General features: G+C 71.7%; 4 protein-coding genes. 1 reads left to right on the forward strand and 3 read right to left on the reverse strand.

What is annotated here, in order from left to right; all coding sequences use genetic code 11:
• Positions 1 to 4: 4 nt before the first annotated feature.
• The gene (locus tag OG568_RS44605; protein ID WP_329535701.1) at positions 5 to 1,036 is read left to right on the forward strand and encodes a LacI family DNA-binding transcriptional regulator; all 1,032 of its coding nucleotides are present in this window, start codon (positions 5 to 7) and stop codon (positions 1,034 to 1,036) included.
• Positions 1,037 to 1,132: 96 nt separating this feature from the next.
• Here the strand turns inward: OG568_RS44605 and OG568_RS44610 are convergent, their stop codons facing one another.
• From OG568_RS44610 to OG568_RS44620, 3 genes are all read right to left on the reverse strand, one after another.
• Positions 1,133 to 2,347 (reverse strand): RICIN domain-containing protein, encoded by a 1,215-nt coding sequence (locus OG568_RS44610; RefSeq protein ID WP_329535702.1) that lies wholly within the window; start codon positions 2,345 to 2,347, stop codon positions 1,133 to 1,135.
• Between the two features lie 75 nt (positions 2,348 to 2,422).
• Positions 2,423 to 3,079, reverse strand: a complete 657-nt coding sequence (locus OG568_RS44615) for a type VII secretion system-associated protein (RefSeq protein ID WP_329535703.1) — start codon at positions 3,077 to 3,079, stop codon at positions 2,423 to 2,425.
• 184 nt (positions 3,080 to 3,263) lie between these two features.
• Positions 3,264 to 19,034: a hypothetical protein gene (locus OG568_RS44620; protein WP_329535704.1), complete on the reverse strand. Its 15,771-nt coding sequence runs from the start codon at positions 19,032 to 19,034 to the stop codon at positions 3,264 to 3,266.
• Positions 19,035 to 19,038: the final 4 nt, after the last annotated feature.

Below are 19,038 nucleotides of genomic sequence, written 5' to 3' on the forward strand. Positions count from 1 at the left end.
GGAGATGCCGACTCCCGGATCCGCGGCCGTACCACCGCCCCGCCCTGGCACCCCGCCCACGATCGCCGACGTGGCGCGCGTGGCCGCGGTCTCCAAGACCACGGCCTCGGACGCCCTGCGCGGTCACGGCCGGGTGTCGGGACCGACCCGGGAGGCCGTGCTGGAGGCGGCCCGGCGGCTGGGCTACGCGCCCAACCGCAGCGCCCGCAGCCTGCGCACCTCCGTCACGGACACCGTCGCGCTCTACCTCCCGGAGTTCCTGACGAGCGCCGAGTACTCCATGGCGTTCGTGTTCGGAGTGGCGGAGCGGGCCGCGGGGGCGGGCCTGAACGTCACACTGCTGTCCTCAGGCCATCTGCCGCAGCACGGCACGGCGCCCCAGGTGGACGGGCTGGTGCTGTGCGACCCGGCGCCCGAGGACCCGGTGGTCCGGCACCTGATGAACACCGGACTGCCGGTCGTGACGGCCGAGCGGTACGCGGGTGACCAGCGGCCGACCGGTGTGGTCCGCTCCGACCACGAGGCGTCGATGACCGAACTGCTGGACCATCTGCGCGACCGCGGTGCCCGGCGGCCCGCGCTCATCGCCTCCGAAGCCACCTCCGACTGGTCCCTCACCCTCCAACGCACCCACGCCCGCTGGTGCGCCGACCACGGCGTACCCCTCGTCCTGCGCGAGGCGCCCATCGGCGCCGCCCCCGAGGCACTGCGGGGTGTCGCGCGGGACCTGCTCGCCCAGGAACCCGGGATCGACGCCGTCGTATGCGCTCCCGACGGTGCGGCCGCGGCCGTGCTGCCCGAACTGCGTGCCGCGGGTCGCACCGTGGGAGGGGACCTGCTGCTGGCATCCTGCGTGGACTGCTCGGCGATGCGCACGGCGGAGCCGCCGATCACCGCGATCGACCTGCGCCCCCGCTCGATGGGAGCCGAATGCGCCCGCCTCCTCTGCGAGATCCTGTCCGGCCGGACGCCACCGGGAACCGTACGCACCCTGCCCGTCGAACTGAACGTACGGGCGTCGACCGGCTCCTGGTAGTGCTTCGTCAGGTTCTGGTTCTGCTGTCCGGCAGGGGTCGGCCCCAGCACTCTCGCCGGCCCGGGGCCCTTGTCGCGGCGGCCAACCGCTCTCCGCTCAGCGGCTGCTCCACTTCTGGTTGTCCTGGCCGTTGCAGCTCCACAGTTGCAGGCGGGCACCGTTGGCCGTGCCCTCGTTCCTCACGTCCACGCACTTGTCGGCCTGAGGGTTGGTCAGGTCGTGGGAGGAGTTGAGGCGGAACTGCTGGGCGGGGTTGCCGCTGCAGTTGGCGAGCTGGATCGTCGCGCCGTCCGCGGTGGACCCCCACGCGACGTCCATGCACTTGCCCATGGCGCGCACCGTTCCGTCGGACATGAACTGCCACTTCATCCGGGCGCCGCTGCCGCAGTCCCAGATGTCGAGCGGAGTGCCGTCCTTGCCCTGGCCGCCGGACACGTCGATGCAGCGTCCGGAGGCGTGGCTGAAGATCGAGAGGCCCACGACCGTGGACGAGGAGGTGCCGGACGAGACCGAAGACCCGGACGACCCCGACGAGCCCGAAGAGCCGGAGGAGCCGGAGGAGCCGGAGGAGGCCTTGGTGCCGCCGGACGAAGGCGGCTTGCTCGCGGACGTCGGCTTCTTTCCGCCGGAGGACGTGGACGAGCCGTGCTGCCCGGCTGTCGAGGCCGAAGGCTCCGCGCCGCCGCCCGAGCCGCCCGCCTGCCCGACCGTGTCGTGCTTCGTCTTTCCATCCGGGGTTGTCCTGGCGGATCCCTCCGCGGACGGCGACGCCGAGTCGAAGGCGCCGAGAGCACCCGCGCCCGGCAGCGTGCCGCCCAGGACGGTGCCCGGCGTCACGCCGGCCCGGGTGACCCGGTCCTTGCCGTCGTCGTTCCCCCCGGTCACCAGGAACGGGACGGACACCAGCAGCGTGCCGACGATGGCGGCCCCGGCCAGCAGACTCTTGTGCGGCCGGCCGGGCTGGGCGGCGGACGCCGTGTCCGTGTCCGTACTGCCGGACACCTCTTCCTCGGCCGCCGCGGCGGCGGTGGTGGCCGTCGCCTCGGACTTCGCGGAGTCGGGGGCCGATTCGGCGGCGGTGGCGGCCTCCGGTTCGCTTCCGCCCTCACCGGCCTCGGCCGACGCCTGCGCCGTCTCCTCCGCCGCTTCCTCCGCCGCTCCCGCGTCCGGCGCGACCGGCTCGGGTTCGGGCTCGGGCGCGATCCGTGCCGTGGCGGTCGCGGTGGCCGTGGCCGTGGCGGTCTGCCGGGACTCCTCGGTCTCGGCCTGCGTCGGCTCGTTCGGGGAGTTCTGGAACGGGGAGGCCGTCATGGCGTCCTTCCGGTGAAGACGGTGGTGGGAGGTATGACGTGGGGTGCGGCACGTCAGGAGGGCCGAGCGTGTCGATCACGGGGCAACCGTTTCCGAGTTCCGCTCCGGGGCCGTCACAGCGAGCGCGTCCAGCAGCGCATCGGTTTCGATCAGCATGGTCACGGCGCCGGTCGGGTTGACGTACAGCCGGTGCCCCTTCGGCAGCCGCCCGACGAGATCGGCGACCGGCACGGTCTCGGAGGCGAGCAGTCCGGCCGAGCGAAGATGGTCGGGGGAGGTGAAGACAGGGATGACCGGGTGGCCGTCCGGCGTCCGTGCGGCGAGCGGCTCGCCGTTCGGACCGAGCAGCACGGCGACCTCCGCGGATGCCAGCAGGCGGGCGACGTCCTTGACGGGGCCGTATCCAGTGGACGCCCGTTGCACGGCTTCGTCCACCTCGTCCGTCGGCTCCGGCCAGCCGAGCGCGGCCGGGGAGGGGCGGTACTCCTCGTTGGCACGCCACTCCTCGATCTCGCCGCTCGTACCCGAGCGCCATTCGCCCGCCAGCGCCCAGGCGGGCGGGGGGCCTTCGCCGCGCCAGGCGGGATCGACCATGCCGAGCCAGTGGTCGGGGGCGAGCCGTGCGGCCTCCCGTACGTCGGCCGGTGCCTCGGGTGGTGGCGCGGCGGGAACCGGTGATTCCGGCGAGGACAGGGGCGAAGACGAGGCCCGTGGCGGTGGGCTGTCGCTCACTGCGTGACTCCTTCATGAACAAGGGTGCCCAGGGCGGGGAGGGTGCCCAGGGCGGGTTCGAACCGGAGCCGGACGCCCGTGTCACCGCCCGGTGTTTCCCTTGATGGGCACTCCTGGTGCGGGAGTTGTGGCTGTGACCACAATACGGCCGATCGCACCGCCGATGATCTCGGCCTCCGGGGTATCACCGCGACTCCTTCGCCGGTCTGGCCTCCATGTCGACCGTGCCCTCCGTGCCCTCTGCGTCGACCGTGTCGACCGGGCCGGCCACCGGGCCCAGCAGATAGCGGACGATCCGGTCCAGGTCCTCCACCGCGAAGCCCTTGATCTTCGCCCGGAGTTCGGCGGGCTTCTCCGCACGGATCGCGGGGGCGCCGTACACCCACGGCGGGCGCTTGAGGTCCGGGGCGGGGTTGTGGTCGCCGCCCTGCTCGCGCAGGCCGACCAGGAACTTGCCCGACCGCGTCGGCGGGGCGGTCACTGCCAGGCGCTCGTAGCCCGGGGCGAGACCGCCCGTCGTGGTGTGCAGGGAGTTCTGGGCGGCGTGCCACTTCTCCATCCGTTCGCCGCCCTCGCTGCCCGGCTCCTCCATGTAGCGGACGGAGTGCCCAGCCAGCGCCAGGGCCTCGAGGTTGCCGCTGCGGAACCCGAGGTGGCGGCCGGTGCGGCTTTCGCGCCGCAGGTACTCGTACAGCCGCATCTGGCCGATACGGGTGTCGCCGCCCCAACTCGCCGTCCCTCCCTTGTCGTTGACCCAGAAGTTGGTGAGGTCGTGGACGTCCAGGCCTTCCGCCCGCAACTCCCGTTCCATGTCCGGGTACTTGTGCGCGTGTCGCGGGTCGGCATAGGCGTCGCCCGCGATGACGACGAGCGGGCGCCGCCCCGTGCTGCCGCCTTCTTCCCGCAGTCGGGTCAGGATCTGGCGAACGCCCTGGTAGCCGGTGTCGTGCTCGACGTGCACATCGCCCTTCTTGCCGCTGAAGCGCGACCACAGGATGACGGTGTCCCGCTCGCGCGAGGGACAGATCCCGCGTTCAGCCAGCCAGTTTTCGACCGCGGTGCGCGCCGGGGCGGGGAAGCCCGCGTCGTCGAGCCGCCATGCGCCGCGCACCTTGCGGCGGACCTCGGCACCGAAGTGCTTGCCGATCCATGTCGTCCCGGAGCCCACCGGGATCACGAGGTTCTTCCGCTCCCTGCCAGTGAGACTGCGGCCCAGGATCTCGGCGGCCTTGGCCTCGGCCACTTTCTGCGGTTTGCCGTTGCCGAGTGGCACGAGGTGAACGCGTTCTGCTGGGATGTCGCTGTCGAGGTAGAACTGGTGGACGGCGGGGCCCTTGTCCTGCTGCTCCCGGCCGGGGATTCCGGTGATCACGGCGACGTGCAGGTTCGCGTCGGCGATGAGTGCGGCGGCGATGCCGAACTGGTCGCCGGTGGCGTATCCCGGCTGCCACAGCAACCGCTTCGGGTCCGGCTCGGAGTCCTCGACGCGCTTGCCGAGCGCCGCCGCCAGCTCGGGGTCGAGATCCGGTTTGCGCAGCACCAGGCGTGCCCGGTTCAGATCGTCGAGTCCGGCCTCGCGGAGCGGCATCGAGGGGACCAGGTTCCAGGCGATCGCGGCTCCGGCGTCGTGGTCCAGGCCGTCCACGTCCTCGCGGGAGACGGAGGTGTCCAGGAGGGCGGGAGCGTTGAGCCGTTCCCTGATGGCGTCGGTCAAGTCTGCGTCGGTCAGGTCGGTCCCGGTGAGGCCGCCGGTGGCGGTGTCGGTGTCGTCGTCTGCGTCGGCGTCTTGGCCACCGTTCTCGGTCAGCGGCTGACTGGTCGGCTCCTCAGCCTCCGAGGCCTTCAAGGTCTCCGGAGGCCGCGGGGACTTGGGGCGCGCCAGCAGGTATTCCGCGCCGCGCCGGTACAGCGTGACCGTCCGGCCGTCCACCGCGTCGGCGGGGGAGTGGATGCGGAAGGTGCCGTCCTCCGAGACGACGGTGACGGTGGCGCGGTGGACGGCGGCGGCGAGCTCGGCCGCGGCCAACGCGTTGCCGTCGTCCCAGTGCCGCGGGGTGTGCAGCTGTGTGCGGATCAGCGTCCGCTCCTGGCCCTCGGGCAGCCGTACGCCGTCGGGCAGCCGGCCGCCGTCGCGGCGGAACTCCTCGGCCTGCGCGGAGTCGAGGGTGACCCCGGCCCGCTCCAGCTCGGCGTGGGTGAAGGGGGAACGGCGGTCCAGTCGCGCGGACGGCGGGAGCGATCGGCCCTGGACCATGGCGACCGGATCGCGGTCGCGGTCGGGGTGGAGGGCGGTGGCGAGCGCGGACCAGAAGCCGTTGCCGTCGCCGGACGGCTCGACCAGCAGGTGGACGGTGCCGTCCGGAGCGGTGAGCGTGGCGGCGGCGCCGTCGGAAGTGGCGGTGATGCCGTAGCGGCCCGTTCCGGCGGCCGCTGACGCGTCGGTCCAGGGCACCTGACGGTGCGCGGGGCGCAGGGTCGGGGCGGCGGTTCGCCGGTCCCGCTCCGGCTCCGGTGCGGGTGGCTCGTCGACGGGGTGCGGCTCGGGTGCGGCCGGGGCGGGCAGCGGCGGCCGGTCGTCCGGTGCCGGGTCTCCCGCGTCCGGGATCGCGACCTGGAAGTGGCGGTCCTTCAGATGCAGGACGACGTGGGGGAGGACGTCGGTGCCGTCTTCGTCCGGCTCCTTCGCGTCCCGAGGCGCGAACTCCTGGAAGGTCCCCTCGGCGTGCACCACGGACACCCGCACCCCGAAGGTGCGGGCGGCCAGCGCCGGGAGGACGTCGGCGGCCCCGTGGCCCCACCCGGCGTCCTTGGTCGCGGCGCCGGACCGGCGCAGCTGCGCCGCCGCGAGTCCGCCACGCTGCTCATCGGGCAGTGCGGCGTGCAGCGGCATGTGGCCCGTGTCCTCGTACTCCCGGCGCTCGGGCGAACCCTCGTCGAAGGCGACCCCGGCGTCGAGCAGTTCGGCCGCGCCGAAGGTGTCCGAGGTGTCGGGGGCGGTGAAGTCGAGCAGGTCGGCGTTGTCCCGGTCGTCCAGCCGGTCGGCGAGCAGCCCACGCAAGCCGGTGATCATGTCCTGACGATCTGTCAGCGGCACCTGGTCGGCCAGTAGCTCGGGGGCGGCGTGGTGCAGGCCTTCGGCGAGGGAGTGGTAGAAGGCGTCGCCGTCGGAGGGTACGTCCCGGAGCGTGTAGGTCTTGCCGGAGGGGGAGGCGAGCGTGCCGGAGCCGGTGGTGTACGAGGCCGGCTGGGGCTTGCTCTTGGCGGGCGGCGGGTCGAAGGCGACCGGCGCCGGCTCGGCCACCGCGGCGCGCCGCTCGGCCGACAGCCGGTGCCAGCGATTGAGGCGGTCGGTCTCCGCCCGGACGCGGTGGAACTCGGCGGCCGCGGCCTCCGCCTCGCTCAGCCCCTTGCCCAGGGCGGTCCACTTCTGGTGCAGCTCACGCCGGGTCGTCCTGAGTCCGGCGGTCACCTCGCGCACCCGCCGCCGGGCGTCGTCCGCGTCCGGGGTGTTCGACAACTCCTTCTTCGCGGCGGCCAGTTCACGCTTCAGCCGCCGGTACCGGTCACGCGCCTCGGGCATCGCGCGGCGCTGCTTCCAGTACGCGTTGTCGGCGGCGACCCAGGCGTCGCTCGCCTTGGTGACCTTCCCCCAGGCGTCGGCGGCCTGCGGCGGGAAGGTGTCGTCCGAGACGAGGCCGAGATCCCGGGCGATGTCCTCGCGGACCCAGGCGAGGACCTGGGTCCGTGTCTCCACGGCCTGCGGGCCGGGCTTGACGTAACCGAACGGGCCCAGGTGGCGGCCGAGCCAGGAGCCGGCCGTGCTGTCCTTGAAGTGCCGGTCCACGTCGGCGACACCGAGCCAGCTCGTCGGTATGGCGAACAGGAAGCTGCGGCCGGCCTTGGGCTTGATGTTCAACTGGGCGCCTTCGGCACCGGCCAGCTTGCGGCCGTCGGTCTCGGTGGTGTTGACCCCGGTGCCGGAGGCCTGGGCGGTGGCGGAGCCGGCCGTGTCGGTGGCGAGGACGGGCTGCCCGCCCAGGGAGGAGTCCTGTACGCCGGTGCGGGAGACCGACGCGTCCCGGCTGTCGGTGTGGCGCTCGGCGCTCTCCATCGTGGTGTCCGGGGCCACCGCCAGCAGCCGGGCGCCCGCGAAGTCGGGCTTGGAGTAGAGCCGGTAGTCGCCCTGGGCGCCGCCCACGAAGGTGTCCTCGGTCAGCCCGGCCACCGGATAGCCGTCGGCGGTCGCGCTGTCCTCGAAGAAGGCGGCCAGTGCCGTGTTGCCGGTGCCGTCGTGCAGCGCGAGCGCGGAGGCCGTGCCCGGCCGGGTCAGCCCGCTGCGACGGGCCTTGGCCACCGCGGTGTCCAGCTCCTTGCCGGTCAGCTCACGCCGCCCGTCGTGGGCGGGGGCGACCGCGGTGCCGTACGCCTTCGCGACGGCCAGGTCCCCCGCCGCCCGCAGGCTGTCGAGGCCGACGATCCGGCGTACGTGGAAGCCGTTGACCGGGGGCCGGAAGGGCCGGTCGGCGCCGTCCGGGTGCGCTACCGCGCGCCAGGCGTCGACGGCCTGCGGGGTGACGCTGCCCTGCTGCCAGACGGTGGCGGCACGGGCGGGGATGTCCAGCTCGGGGGTGCCGAGCGGGTCACCCGGACCGGTGTCGGTGTGCGGGACCGTCAGGCTCAGGGGCAGCTGTTCGCGCAGCCGCCCGACCTCGCCTTCCTGCCGGGCGATCGTACGGCCGTCGAGGTCCAGGGTGAGGCGCAGCCGGTAGCCGGTGAGGTACTCGGCGTAGGGCTCGTTGGCGTAGAAGACGTGTGTCTTCATGCGGGCGGTGGAGCGGCTGGTGGAGGTGGTCTGCGAGGAGGTGCCGAGCTCGTTGTAGGTGGGCCCGGCGGCCGTGGCGGTCTTGTCCCCCGTCCGCACGCTCTCGCCGACGTTCAGGCCGATCGTGCGCGTACGGGTGGTGACCAGGCCCTCTTCGACCGTCTCGGTCGCGACCCGGTTGTCCTGCAGGGTGGCACTGTGGTCGAGCCCGTCGAACCGCGGCTCGTCCGCGATCAGTTCCACGCGGACGGAAGCGGTCCGCCCCCCGACGCGAATGTTGTGCCGGCCCCAGCCGCCGATCCGGGTGCGGGCCGCTGTTCCGCCGGAGGACAGCTGGTCGCGCAGGGCGCGCACGGCGCGCGGGGTGACCAGGGAGTGGACGCGGTCGCGGCTCGCGTCGTCGATGCCCAGGCCGCGCAGCTGCCGGTCGAAGTCGGCCAGCACCTGGGTGGTGTCCAGGGAGTTGACGGGATACGAGCCGAAGGGGTTGTCGCGCAGCCACTTGGGCTGACTCCAGACCCTGGCCGTGTAGCGCGGCACCTCGCCCATCCGGTCCTTGAGCAGCCCCAGCCGGTGCGCGGCCTTCTCCGGGAGGTGGCCCAGCCAGTCGGCGGAGAAAGTGAGCCGTCTGCCCGCCCAGGTGGTGCGATACCAGGTGGCGAGCGAGTGCAGCGGGGAGAGCACCCCGTCCGTGCGCACCGAGGCCGCGATGTCGTGCTGGGTGCCCCCGGCCACCAGTACCTTGTGGCCTTCGGCGTCGCGGTCCATCTCCGAGGTCACGGTACGGGTCACGGTGCGTGAGACGGCGCGGGACCGGCCCAGGCGTCCCAGCAGGCCGTACGAGCCGCCGAGCGAGGGCCCGACGGGGTGGGTGTGGGTGAGCGTGCCGGCGCCGGCGAGGGTGAAGGTCTGGGTGGTGGTCACCGCGCCGGAGGCCTGGATGTCGCTGCCGAGCGTCTGTTCCGTCTCGATCTTGACGGGCTGGGAGACGACCACGGGGTCGACGACCCGCGTCCGGTGCACCAGCGCGCCCAGCCGGTTGAGGTAGGGGCCCTTCCCGAACAGCCCGCTGATCCGTGAGCCGGCCGGTCCGGACGTCTGGTCGAAGCCGGAGGTGAGGTACTGCGGCTGGAACGGCCGCACCGCGGCGTCGTGCGCGGACGCCCCGATCTCCGCGAAGTGCCACGAGCCGCCCGAGGCGTCCCGCATGACACCTTCGACGGCGGTGGCGAGCTCCTCGTGCGCGCCGACGCTGACGGTCTGGTACGGCTGGTCGCCGAACGGGTCCGCGCCGTGGCCCGCGGCCACTTCACGCGTGTCACCGGTTGCCAGGGCCTTGGCCTGTGCGGCATCCAGCGTCTCGGTCCGCGGCGGTGCGGTCGAGGCCGGCGCCGTGTGCGGGTCGGTGTCCGGGGTGTGCTCGTCGGGCACGGAGAGCACCACCCGGCCCACCACCGGCTTGCCGAGGAGGTCGGCCTCCGCCTCGCGCCGCACCAGGAAACGGGTGCCGAGCAGCCCCAGCGAGCCGATACCCCGCCACAGACTGCGCGGACGCCAGTAACCACCGCTCTCGGCGGTCAACTCCAGCCGATAACTGTGCAGATGGGAGGGGCTCGCGCTGACCGCCATGGGCTCGTACGACACCGTGGCCCCGTAACCCGTCTTGCGGCCCTGCTGCCGGCCCCACCGCGGACCGACCTGGACGGTGCCGATGTTGGAGGGGGCGCCGATGTTGTCCTTACCCGCGTCGCGCACCGACAGACTGACGTCGAAGCCGCCCTCCACGGTGCGGACCACGTTCTGCTGGCCGTCCAGGCGCTCGGTGCCGGGGGCGCTGCCGCGCAGGATGAGGTCGTTCTGGGTGCCCTCGTACCGCCGGTCGGACAGCTTGCCGTCGATCCAGATCCAGCGATAGGCGCGGGTGAAGCGACCCGGGTCGACCAGGCCGATCCGCACGCCGGTCGTGGTGAGCGCCTCGAGATTGCCCGTGACGCCGTGCTGGGAAAGGGTGTTGATGACGGTCAGGGTGTTCTGTAGCGCCATGCGGTAGTGCTCGGCGTTGCGCCAGCGACTGTCGGACGGGTCGCCGAGCTCCTCCAGTGGGGCGAGCATGCCGGGGTATCTGCGCGCGGCCGCCCGGATCACCTGGTCGGTGAACGAGTTCAGCAGGGTGAGCGGACGGGCCGAACCGTCACCGTCGGCGGCGGGGCGGACCAGATCGCCGTTGTCGTAGGTGAACGCCTCGGGCCGGCTCATGCCCAGCACGGCGGGTCTGTCCTTGGTCAGATAGACCGGGGCGAAGGGCTCGTTGCGGCCACGGCGACGCAGGGTGGTGCCGTCGTCCCAGCCCGCGTGACGGCGCGCCTCGGTACGCGTCATACGGTCCAGGCTCCAGGTGGTGAACGGCGTCGCCTCCCGGTCTCCCGTCCTGCGCACGTAGACGGTCTTGCCGACCCGATAGAGGTCCGTCGGGACCTTCTTGGCCCGGCCCACGATCTTGCGGCCGCCCGAGCCGCCGAACACGCCGCTGTGTGTGGTGCTGCGTCCGTATCGGCCGACCGCCCCGAACATGGCCCGCAGGTTGGCGGCGTGGCCGAAGAAGCCCAGCAGGTCGAAGCTGGGACCGATCGCGGCGTTGACCTCCTGGGTGTACGTCTTGGACAGCGTCCGCTCGTTCTTGACGGTCTGCTGGATGGTGCTGCGCATCTCGCCGGCGGCCGTCTCGGTGAGCAGCACGGCCTTTCCGGGCACCACCCGCTCCACGACGAACGCGCCCAGCGGGGAACGGGAGTCGTCCTCGCCGAACAGCTGCCGGCCGGCGACCTTGCCGTGCGCCAGCCGGTCCGCCATGCGGTGGAAGGTCTCCGAGGTGAAGAAGCCGGTGATCTCGTCGTAGGCGGCGCTGCCGGGCGTAGCGTTCGCCCGGGCTACGGCCCAGTCACGGATCTCCTTGACCGAGCCGTAGCCCTCGGTGTGCACCAGCCGGTAGTCGGTCTCCGGGCCGAGGGTCATCGTGCGCGGTGCCCGGCCGGGCTCGGCCGGCGAGGTCTCGCTGTCCGACAGCCGTACGGCCAGCCCGCCCCGGACCCCGAAGACCAGATGGGTCTCGCCCGGCGAGAACGGCCTCGGCAGCCCGGAGGACGCGACGGCGGACGGCGCGCCGCTCAGGGACACCTCGTACTGCACGTCGTCCAGATGCAGATGGGAGCCGTCCGTCATACGGGTCTCGACCTGGCTGAGCGTCTGGTCCTGCATCCCGTACTCGTACGAGCGGTTGAGCGCGAGGGCACCGCCGACGCGCCCGTACGCCACGGCTCCGGACGGCGGACCGATGCCGACGGACGGTGCCACCTGGAACGTCGTGCTCACGGTCTTGGCCGCCCCGGTGGTGACCTGGCTGCGCTGGCCCTCGTCCACCTTCACGGGGACACCGTGCACGTCGGTGAACCGCTCCCAGTTGCCGTGCGGCCGGGTGGTCACCCGCAGTACCCGGATCTGCCCCGTCCCGTCCCGGAAGGGCGGCGACTCGTAGCCGTCGCCGTGGAAGACGCGCGGCGTGGTGCGCAGCGCCTGTTCCAGGTGGGCCAGGGGATCGCCCGGCCCGGGGTGTGGCGAGCGCCGCAGTCCCATCCGGTCGCCGATCTCGCGGACGACGTCCTCGATGCCGCGCAGGGTGACCTGGCTGTGGCCGTAGCTGCCGCCCGTGGTGTCGTCGGTGCCGTCCCCGGTGAGGTAGGCGGGCAGGCGGCTGCCGTCGCTGAAGACCACCGGCCCTCCGGAGCGGGACGGCGGGAGCAGCGAACGGTCCAGCCGGGGCGGGCGGTGCGTGTCGAGCTGGGATTCGATCCGGGCGAACGGATCGCCGGTCTTGGTAGCGGGCTTGGCGCCGGTGTCCGGGCCGCCCTTGGTGCCGGGAGCGAAGTGGACCTTCTTCTTCGGTGGCGTCGGCGAGGGCGTGGAACCGCCCGGAGCCTCGGTGAGCGCGACGGCCGAGTAGTGGTCGGTGCCGTTGTAGTGGACGTACACCGGGCCGGGGGTGCCCTCGCTCAGATGGTGGTCCGGGGCACCGTCCTGGACCACGACCACGTCAAGGCCGATGCTTCGGGCGACTGCGGGCAGCGCGCGGTCGAAGAACGGGGTGGCCCAGAGGCGGACGTCGCGGATCGCGCGCTCGACGAGGTCCCCGGTCGTGGCTCCGGCGACCTCGGACAGGGCCGGAGCCGTCCGTGCCCAGCGCGGGTAGGCGGTCTTCAGGAGCCGCTGCCAGTGCTCCCGCGCCGCCGCGTCGTTCCCGCGCAACTCCGCGATGAGCCGGGTGCGCAGGAGGTCCTGGTGGTACTGGTCGGCGAGCCGGGCCCGTTGAGCGGCGGGGGCGCTGTCGACCCGGGCTCGCTGGTCGGGGGTGAGGCCGGGCAGCGGTGCTCCACCGAGGACATGGCGCAGCGTGCCGGTGTCCAGGTCCCCGGCCAGGACGTCCAGCGGATCCATCCGCAGGGGCTCTTCGTCCCGCAGGCCGGAGCCGGCGAACCAGTCCGCCGCGTGATCACGGAGTTGACGGACCGTCATGGTGCTTACGGGGGAGGCCGGGTGCTGACGGGCGGCGCTCGCCAGTACCGAGGTGAAGAAGCAGTCGCCGTCACCGGCCACGCTCAGCACGTCGAGTCCGGGCCGCCCGGCGCCCGGGGGGATCCGCCGGGTCACCGGGCGCTCCGCGGTCGCTTCCGGTGACGCTTTCGTGCCACCGTCCATGACGGCGTACGAGACCGGTGAACTCTCCCCGGAGGGCACCGCGGCGGCGGGGGGCGTGGCCGGGGAGGAGGACACGGACAACTGGTTCAGCGCAGTGCCCGGGTCGGCGTCGCGGGCGGTGCTCGCGGCGGCCAGGACGGCGGTGAGGTGGGCGGGTGCGGGCGGCGCCGTGTCCGGCAGCCCCAGCACATCGCGGGTGATGCGGCGCAGCAGGTCGGGGGTCATCCGGCCGTCCGTGTAGCGGGCGGCGGAGCCGTCGGGGCCGCCGTTCCAGCGCAGCGCGTCCAGGGCCGCCAGGCCCCGCAGCAGAGCCGGGTGGTCGGCGGAGTCCTCGATGCCGGTACCGAAGGTGCCCCGCAGGGTCCGTACGAGCTGGAGGGTACGCGTCCGCGCCCAGGGGTCCGCGGGCCCCGGGCCGTCGTGCAGCCCGGCACCGCGGGCCAGGTCGTCCAGGGCGTCACCGGCCGGTTCGGGGGTGAAGGCCGCCCAGGCACCCGGTGTGCCGTCGGAGTCCAGATAGAGGATCGGCCGCACTCGGCCCGAGCTGTCGAGGGCCGTACCGGCCTCGGTGCTCGGGGCGTGGACGACCCGCCCGGTCAGGTTGGCCACGTGCTGGGCGACGGGCAGACCGCCGTGCTCGGGCGGGCGGCCGGTCGAGCACGAATACAGCACGATGGGCCGGTCCTTGGGACCGAGATCCTGCCCGCGCTCCAGAAGACGGGCCAGCTCCTTGCCCGTGACCTGCACGGTCGTACCGTCGGACAGGGCCAGGGTGACCCGGGTCGCGGTGCCGTGCCCGGCGAAGAAGGTCGCGTTCCCGTTCTGCCAGGGCAGGGCATGCGGGGAGCCGACGAGGGCGGCCCTGTCGGAGCGGTGGTCGGAGTACGTCCCGCCGGTGAGCACCGCGGGCATCCGCCGCTCGCGCCGCGCCCAGTCGTTGGTGGTGTACGACGCCTGGCCCACGGGCCGGCCGTCGCTTCCCGCCAGCGTGAGCCGACGCAGCTCGTTGTCCGGGACCGTGCGGTCGTCCAGGGTACGTAGGGAGGGGCCGGTGTCCGTGGGACCGGCGGCCCGGATCACGATGCGGGTGGGAGGGGCGGCCGGGGACGGTGTTCCGGGCTCGCCGACGACCTCGTCGTTGCCGGAGCGCGCACCGATACCGCTTTCGGTGAGCACACCGGACGTCGCGTTGCGCAGGCTGGTGATCCAGTCGTCGAACGGCTTGGTGACGAAGACGTCCAGCATCGCGGCAGTCGCCTGCTGCCGTTCCACCGAAGCCTTGACCTCGCTGCGTGACATCCCTCGGGCGGCGGACGCCACGACCGCGGAGTATTTCGCCACGAGTTCTTCCTGCAGTTCTCCGCGCCGCCTCGGGAAAGTCCTCGTGTAGTCGTGGAGCGTCTGGAAATCGGTGACGTCTTCGAGCTGTCCGATCTCCTCGGTGATGTGCTCATTGACGCGATTGAAGATGTCCTGAAGCACGGCGGCTTCCGCGCCTGACGGCTTCGTTTCGGAGATGTCCCTGCGGAACACGTTCAGGAGTGACGTCGGGTCGTCGCGCTCGCTCCGTGCCTTGCTCTGATGGAGTGCGGAGACAGTCCGGGGGTGCGGTGCGGCGGCCTCGTCCCGCAGAAGGTCGATCCAGTTCTTCGCCGGATGGTGGATGAACTCCTCCACCATCCGCTGCGCGAGATCGCGTCGCTTGACGACGGCCTCACGTTCCTCCCGCGAGACCCGGCCCGCGCCCGTGCCGGCCTGGACGATCAGGCTTTCGAGCTGATCGCGCACCGCGCCGCGCTGGGCCTTGAACCCGTCCGCGTAGGAACGGAGGGTGTCGAAATCGGTGACCTGCCCAAGCTGCTCGATCTCCCCGTCGATGTGCTCGTCGATGGCACGGAAGAGGAGAGACAGCGTTTCCACATCGCCGCCTGCCGGGCGAGTGTCCAGGATCTTTCTGCGCAACTGCTGAAGGGGCCAGTTGTACTGGTCGCGCTCGCTGCGCGCCATGGCCTGGTAGAACGCCGCGGTGTGCCGAAGCTCGCCACCGGACTCAAGGATCAGGGGACGGTTGCGGAACTCCCCGAAGGTGATGGAGTCCTTCGACTTGGCACTGGTCTGGTTCTCCTGGCTGAGGATCTCCCACCCGTCCGGACCATGCCACAACATGTTCGCGACCTCGAAGAGTTGCTCGTCCCCGGCCGTCAGGTCGCCCCGGTAGTACTCGCCATGGCCGAACCAGTCGGTCGGCCGCATGGCACGCCGGAAATCGACGGGATGGCGGATGTTCGACTCCGGCGACTGGTAATGCCACACCGTGAAACGATCCGGATCCGAGTTGCGCGTCACCACGAACGCACAGCCGTTCATGGCGGGCGTCACGACCAGACCGGGACCGGATCCGCTGCCAGGATTCCGCGGAACATCGGTATGCCCGATATTTCGCTCAGGATCAGACGTGGGACCCGTCAGATAGGGAACGAAAGCGGCTTCCACGTAGCCGTGATCGCCACGGACGGCGGGGAGCGCGTCTGCCGGCAGACCGAACGACTTCACGCCCGCGTAGTGACGTGCGTACCACTCGACAGCGGGTGCCATCACATACACGGGCAGCCCGTTGGTGTCCCGCCGCCCATCCGTGACCACGACAAACCTGTGCTGATCCAGAGCCGGATCGGCCAGACCTCTGATGAAGGCGCGACGAGCATTCGTATCGAGCCCAGGAGCGTGAAGTGCCAGCCCCTGATCGAGATCCATGGTGAGAACATTCGAGCCCAGGAACTCCTTGGGGCTCTGGGTCAGTTCCTGCTCCGCACGGAACTCCCCGTCCGTCACCGGGGGGTCTGAAGCCGCCCCGGCGGTGCCGCTTTCGGTGAGGACGCCGGACGTGGGCTGGGAGTCCAGCAGGTCCGTGAAGTCCGTGAAGTCGCCGAAGTCCTCCTCGGAGGTGTCCGATGCGGCGGAATCCTGGGGCTGCGGGGCCTCGACGGTGGTGCCGGAGACGACGGTCGGCGCGGGCGGAGGCGCGGACACCGTAGGGACCGGGCTCGGTGCTCCGGACTCCGGCGATGCTGTCTCAGGCGCCGGTGCCGGTGCCGATATCGGTTCCGGTGCCGGCCGCGGATCGTGGGAGACCGTGCGCAGGGGCGTCGGAGAGGCGGTGGAGACGTGGGCGTGTGCGCCGGAGAAGACGAGGTTCAGGGCTTGGAGCACCTGGTCGTTGCGGGGATCCCGGGCCTGGGCGGCGAGCCCCTTGAAGTAGGCGTGCAGTCCCGCCCCTTCGTCCAGCGACTCCCTGATCGCGGCTCCGATGACCTCGCTCTGCTCAGGGCGGGGAGCCACCGAGTACGCGTTCGTCGCCTCCCGAACGACGGCCTCCTGCTCGGCGCGGTAGCCGTGGACCGCGTCCCGCAGCCGCGCCATCTGGTCGGTGGTGACCACGACTTCGACCGGATCCCGCATCTGCTGTTTGAACTGCCGCGTGTCGTTCGGGTCGTAGGCCACCATCCGCCGGACGGTGTCGTCGTCCCCGAGGATGTCGGTGATCCGTTCCGTGGGCAGCACATCGGTGAGCCGCCGCATCTCGTCCTGCGTCAGCAGCCGGCCACCCTCCTGCGCGGGGAGCGAGCGCAGCACCGAGTCGGCCGTCTGAGCCGCCTGGAGCTCCTCCCACCCGGAGGAGTCCTTCAGACGGGCACCCCACTCGCTCTCGCGGACGACGGCGTCGGTGACGTTCTGGAGCCGGTCGGCGGCGTCGGGGTCGAGCCGGTCGTACGGCGTGTGATGGGTCAGTACGGAGAAGAAGGGCCGGCCCAGGAGCTGTACCAGATTGCTGGTGTTGGCGCCCTCCAGGACGGCGGGCAGCGAGCCGAGTTGGTACACCTGCCGGAACACGTCCTGCGGCAGCCGTCCGCCGTTCACGACCAGCACCTGGTCCGGGCCCAGACCGGTGATCCTGGCGGCCAGGTCCGGGTCCCCCAGGTCGGCGTGGACGAGCCAGTCCGTGGTGTGCCGGGGAGCGAAGGGCACGGTGGCGTCGCCGAGCGTCAGCACCACCGAGGGCTTGCCGAGTCCCGCCTCGTGCACCCCGCCGGCCAGCGCGCTCACGGCGGAGGCACGGCCGGGGGCGGCCACGTTGTGCAGCCCGTAGACCGGCATCAGGTCGGCCCGGTCGCCGCGGACCGCGTTCGCCAGGGCCCGCAGACCCTCGCCGCGCGCGCCGCCGACCTGGGTGGTGATCAGGGTGTCCAGCTCGGGTCCGGTCAGTGTCGGGACGTGGAAGCGGTACAGGGCGCTGCCCGGGATCGGCGGGGTGTCCGTTCCGTCGTTCTCCCAGTCGTGGACCGTGACCGGCGAGTCAGGTCCGGACCGGGTGTAGAGCAGACGGTGCGACCCGTCCCAGGCGTACGGCTTCAGTACGACCGCGCGGTCGGACCCGACGAAGTCCAGGAAGTTCTTGGCCGTGTCCGGGTCGGGGTCGAGGCGGTCGCTCGCCGCCACCAGGACCAGGGAGTCCCCGTTGCTCGTGCCGGGGGAAGCGGGCTGCGGGGAACCCGAGTCGAAGGTGCCCGTCTGCCAGTCGATCTGCTGGTTCATCGTGTCCGGGACCAGCAGCCTCAGCCGGTCCTGCACGCTCTCCGGCGCGATCACCGTGATGCGCCCCGGATAGCCCAGCTCGTGGAGGGAGTCCATCAGCATGGTGGCCGCCGCCTGGTGACCGAAGTTCGCGGCGTCGTCCACGACGACCGTCACCCCTGGCAGCGAGGCGAGCTGGTCGTGCACCATACGGCGCGTGTCCAGCTCTTCCGGCGACGGTACGGACCCGTCGCGGTGCCCCGCGATCTCGTCGAGCAGCGCCTGATGCTCGACGGGTGAGGCGTGCGCGGAGTCGAACAGCCGCCGCCAGGCGTCGTGTTCGGCCGTGGGGTGGGTCTGGGCCGGGGCGGGCGGCTGGGTCGTGTGCGACGTGGGGGTCCGCGGGGGAGTGTTCCCGCTCTCCGTGAGAACGTCGGTGGTGGGACTCTCCGTGCCGCTCTGATCGGTCTGCTCGGACCGGTGCATAGGGTCCTCGGAGCTGGAGCTGGAGCTGGAGCTGGAGCTGGAGCTGGAGCTGGAGATGGAGTCGGGCAGAGAACGCGTACGAGTGCCAGAACCAGAAGGACCAGGAACCGATGTGCCACCCGTTCCTGACGCGCCCCCCGTTCCTGATGTGCCACCCGTTCCAGATGTGCTACTCGCTCCCGACGTGCCACCCGCTCCCGACGTGCCCCGCGTACCGCCGCCCTCCAGGTCGTCCGAGACCTGTCGCGTAGTGTTCCGGTCCCCACCCAAGTCGCTGGTCACGGCGGGCGTGTTGAACCCGAATGTGTTCCTGACCCAGTTCCCGGTACCGGCCGCTCCCTCGCTCAGTGAGTTCTCGACCTTGCCGCTGATGCCCGCGCCGAGGAAGGTGTCCCAGCTGGTCGACCAGTTACCGGTGAACAGACCGCTGCCCAGGAACTCGGCGAGTGCCTCGGACCCGCCTTCGGTGACGAAGTCCCGGCTGTCCCGGCCCAGGTCCCGCACTATGTGGTCCGGCGAGAAGCGGGAGTTGTTGCCGCCGATGTTGCCGAGGTCGTTCTTGACCGTCTTCGACGCGACGTCGTTGGCGAAGTCCTTGCCGAAGGGGCTGTTCTTGAAGTCGTTCTTGAAGAACTTGCCCAGGGTGTCCCCCACGTGGGAGAAGGCCCCGTGGAAGAGGGAGGCGAAGGCGCCGAAAGCGCCGTCCTGGGCGATCTGGGCCCAGTCGAAGCCCTTGGGCCGGCGGCCGTCGGGGCCGGCGACCATCATGGCGAGCCGGACCGCGAAGGTCATGAACGCCTCTTCGAACGCCTCGCTCAGCGTCGGCATCAGATGCGTCCGCTTCAGCAGCGTATCCATGACCGTCAGGACGACCACGCGGCTGCGGGCCCTGGCCACGGCGGCGTCGCCCGCGGACGAGCCACCGCTGAAGATGGACATCACCAGAATGATGGCGAGTTCGATGAGCAGCCGGATCAGCTCGGCGATGATCTGCCACTTGGACTCGGTGATGTTCATCGACGTCTGGGCGCGCCCCTCGGCGATCTCGTCCAGTTGGTCGGCGAAGTCCTTGAGGTAGTTCGTGCCGCCGTCGTTCACGAACAGGTTCATGGCCCGTACGTAGTTGTTCCCGACCTGGGGCGGCAGCGCCCTGCCCGTACCGACGACCGACTGCTCGATGACGTCGGACAGTTCCAGCACTCGCTTGCTCAGCCGCTTGTACGGCAGATGGCTGGCGTACGCCTGGTCCTCGTTCGCCTGCAGCAGCCTTTCGCCGATGAGGACGAACAGGAGGTTGTTGAGCTGGGGCGAGGCCTCGATCGCCATGCAG

Origin of the sequence: Streptomyces sp. NBC_01450, assembly GCF_036227505.1 — a bacterium.
In the GTDB taxonomy this organism is placed as follows: domain Bacteria; phylum Actinomycetota; class Actinomycetes; order Streptomycetales; family Streptomycetaceae; genus Streptomyces.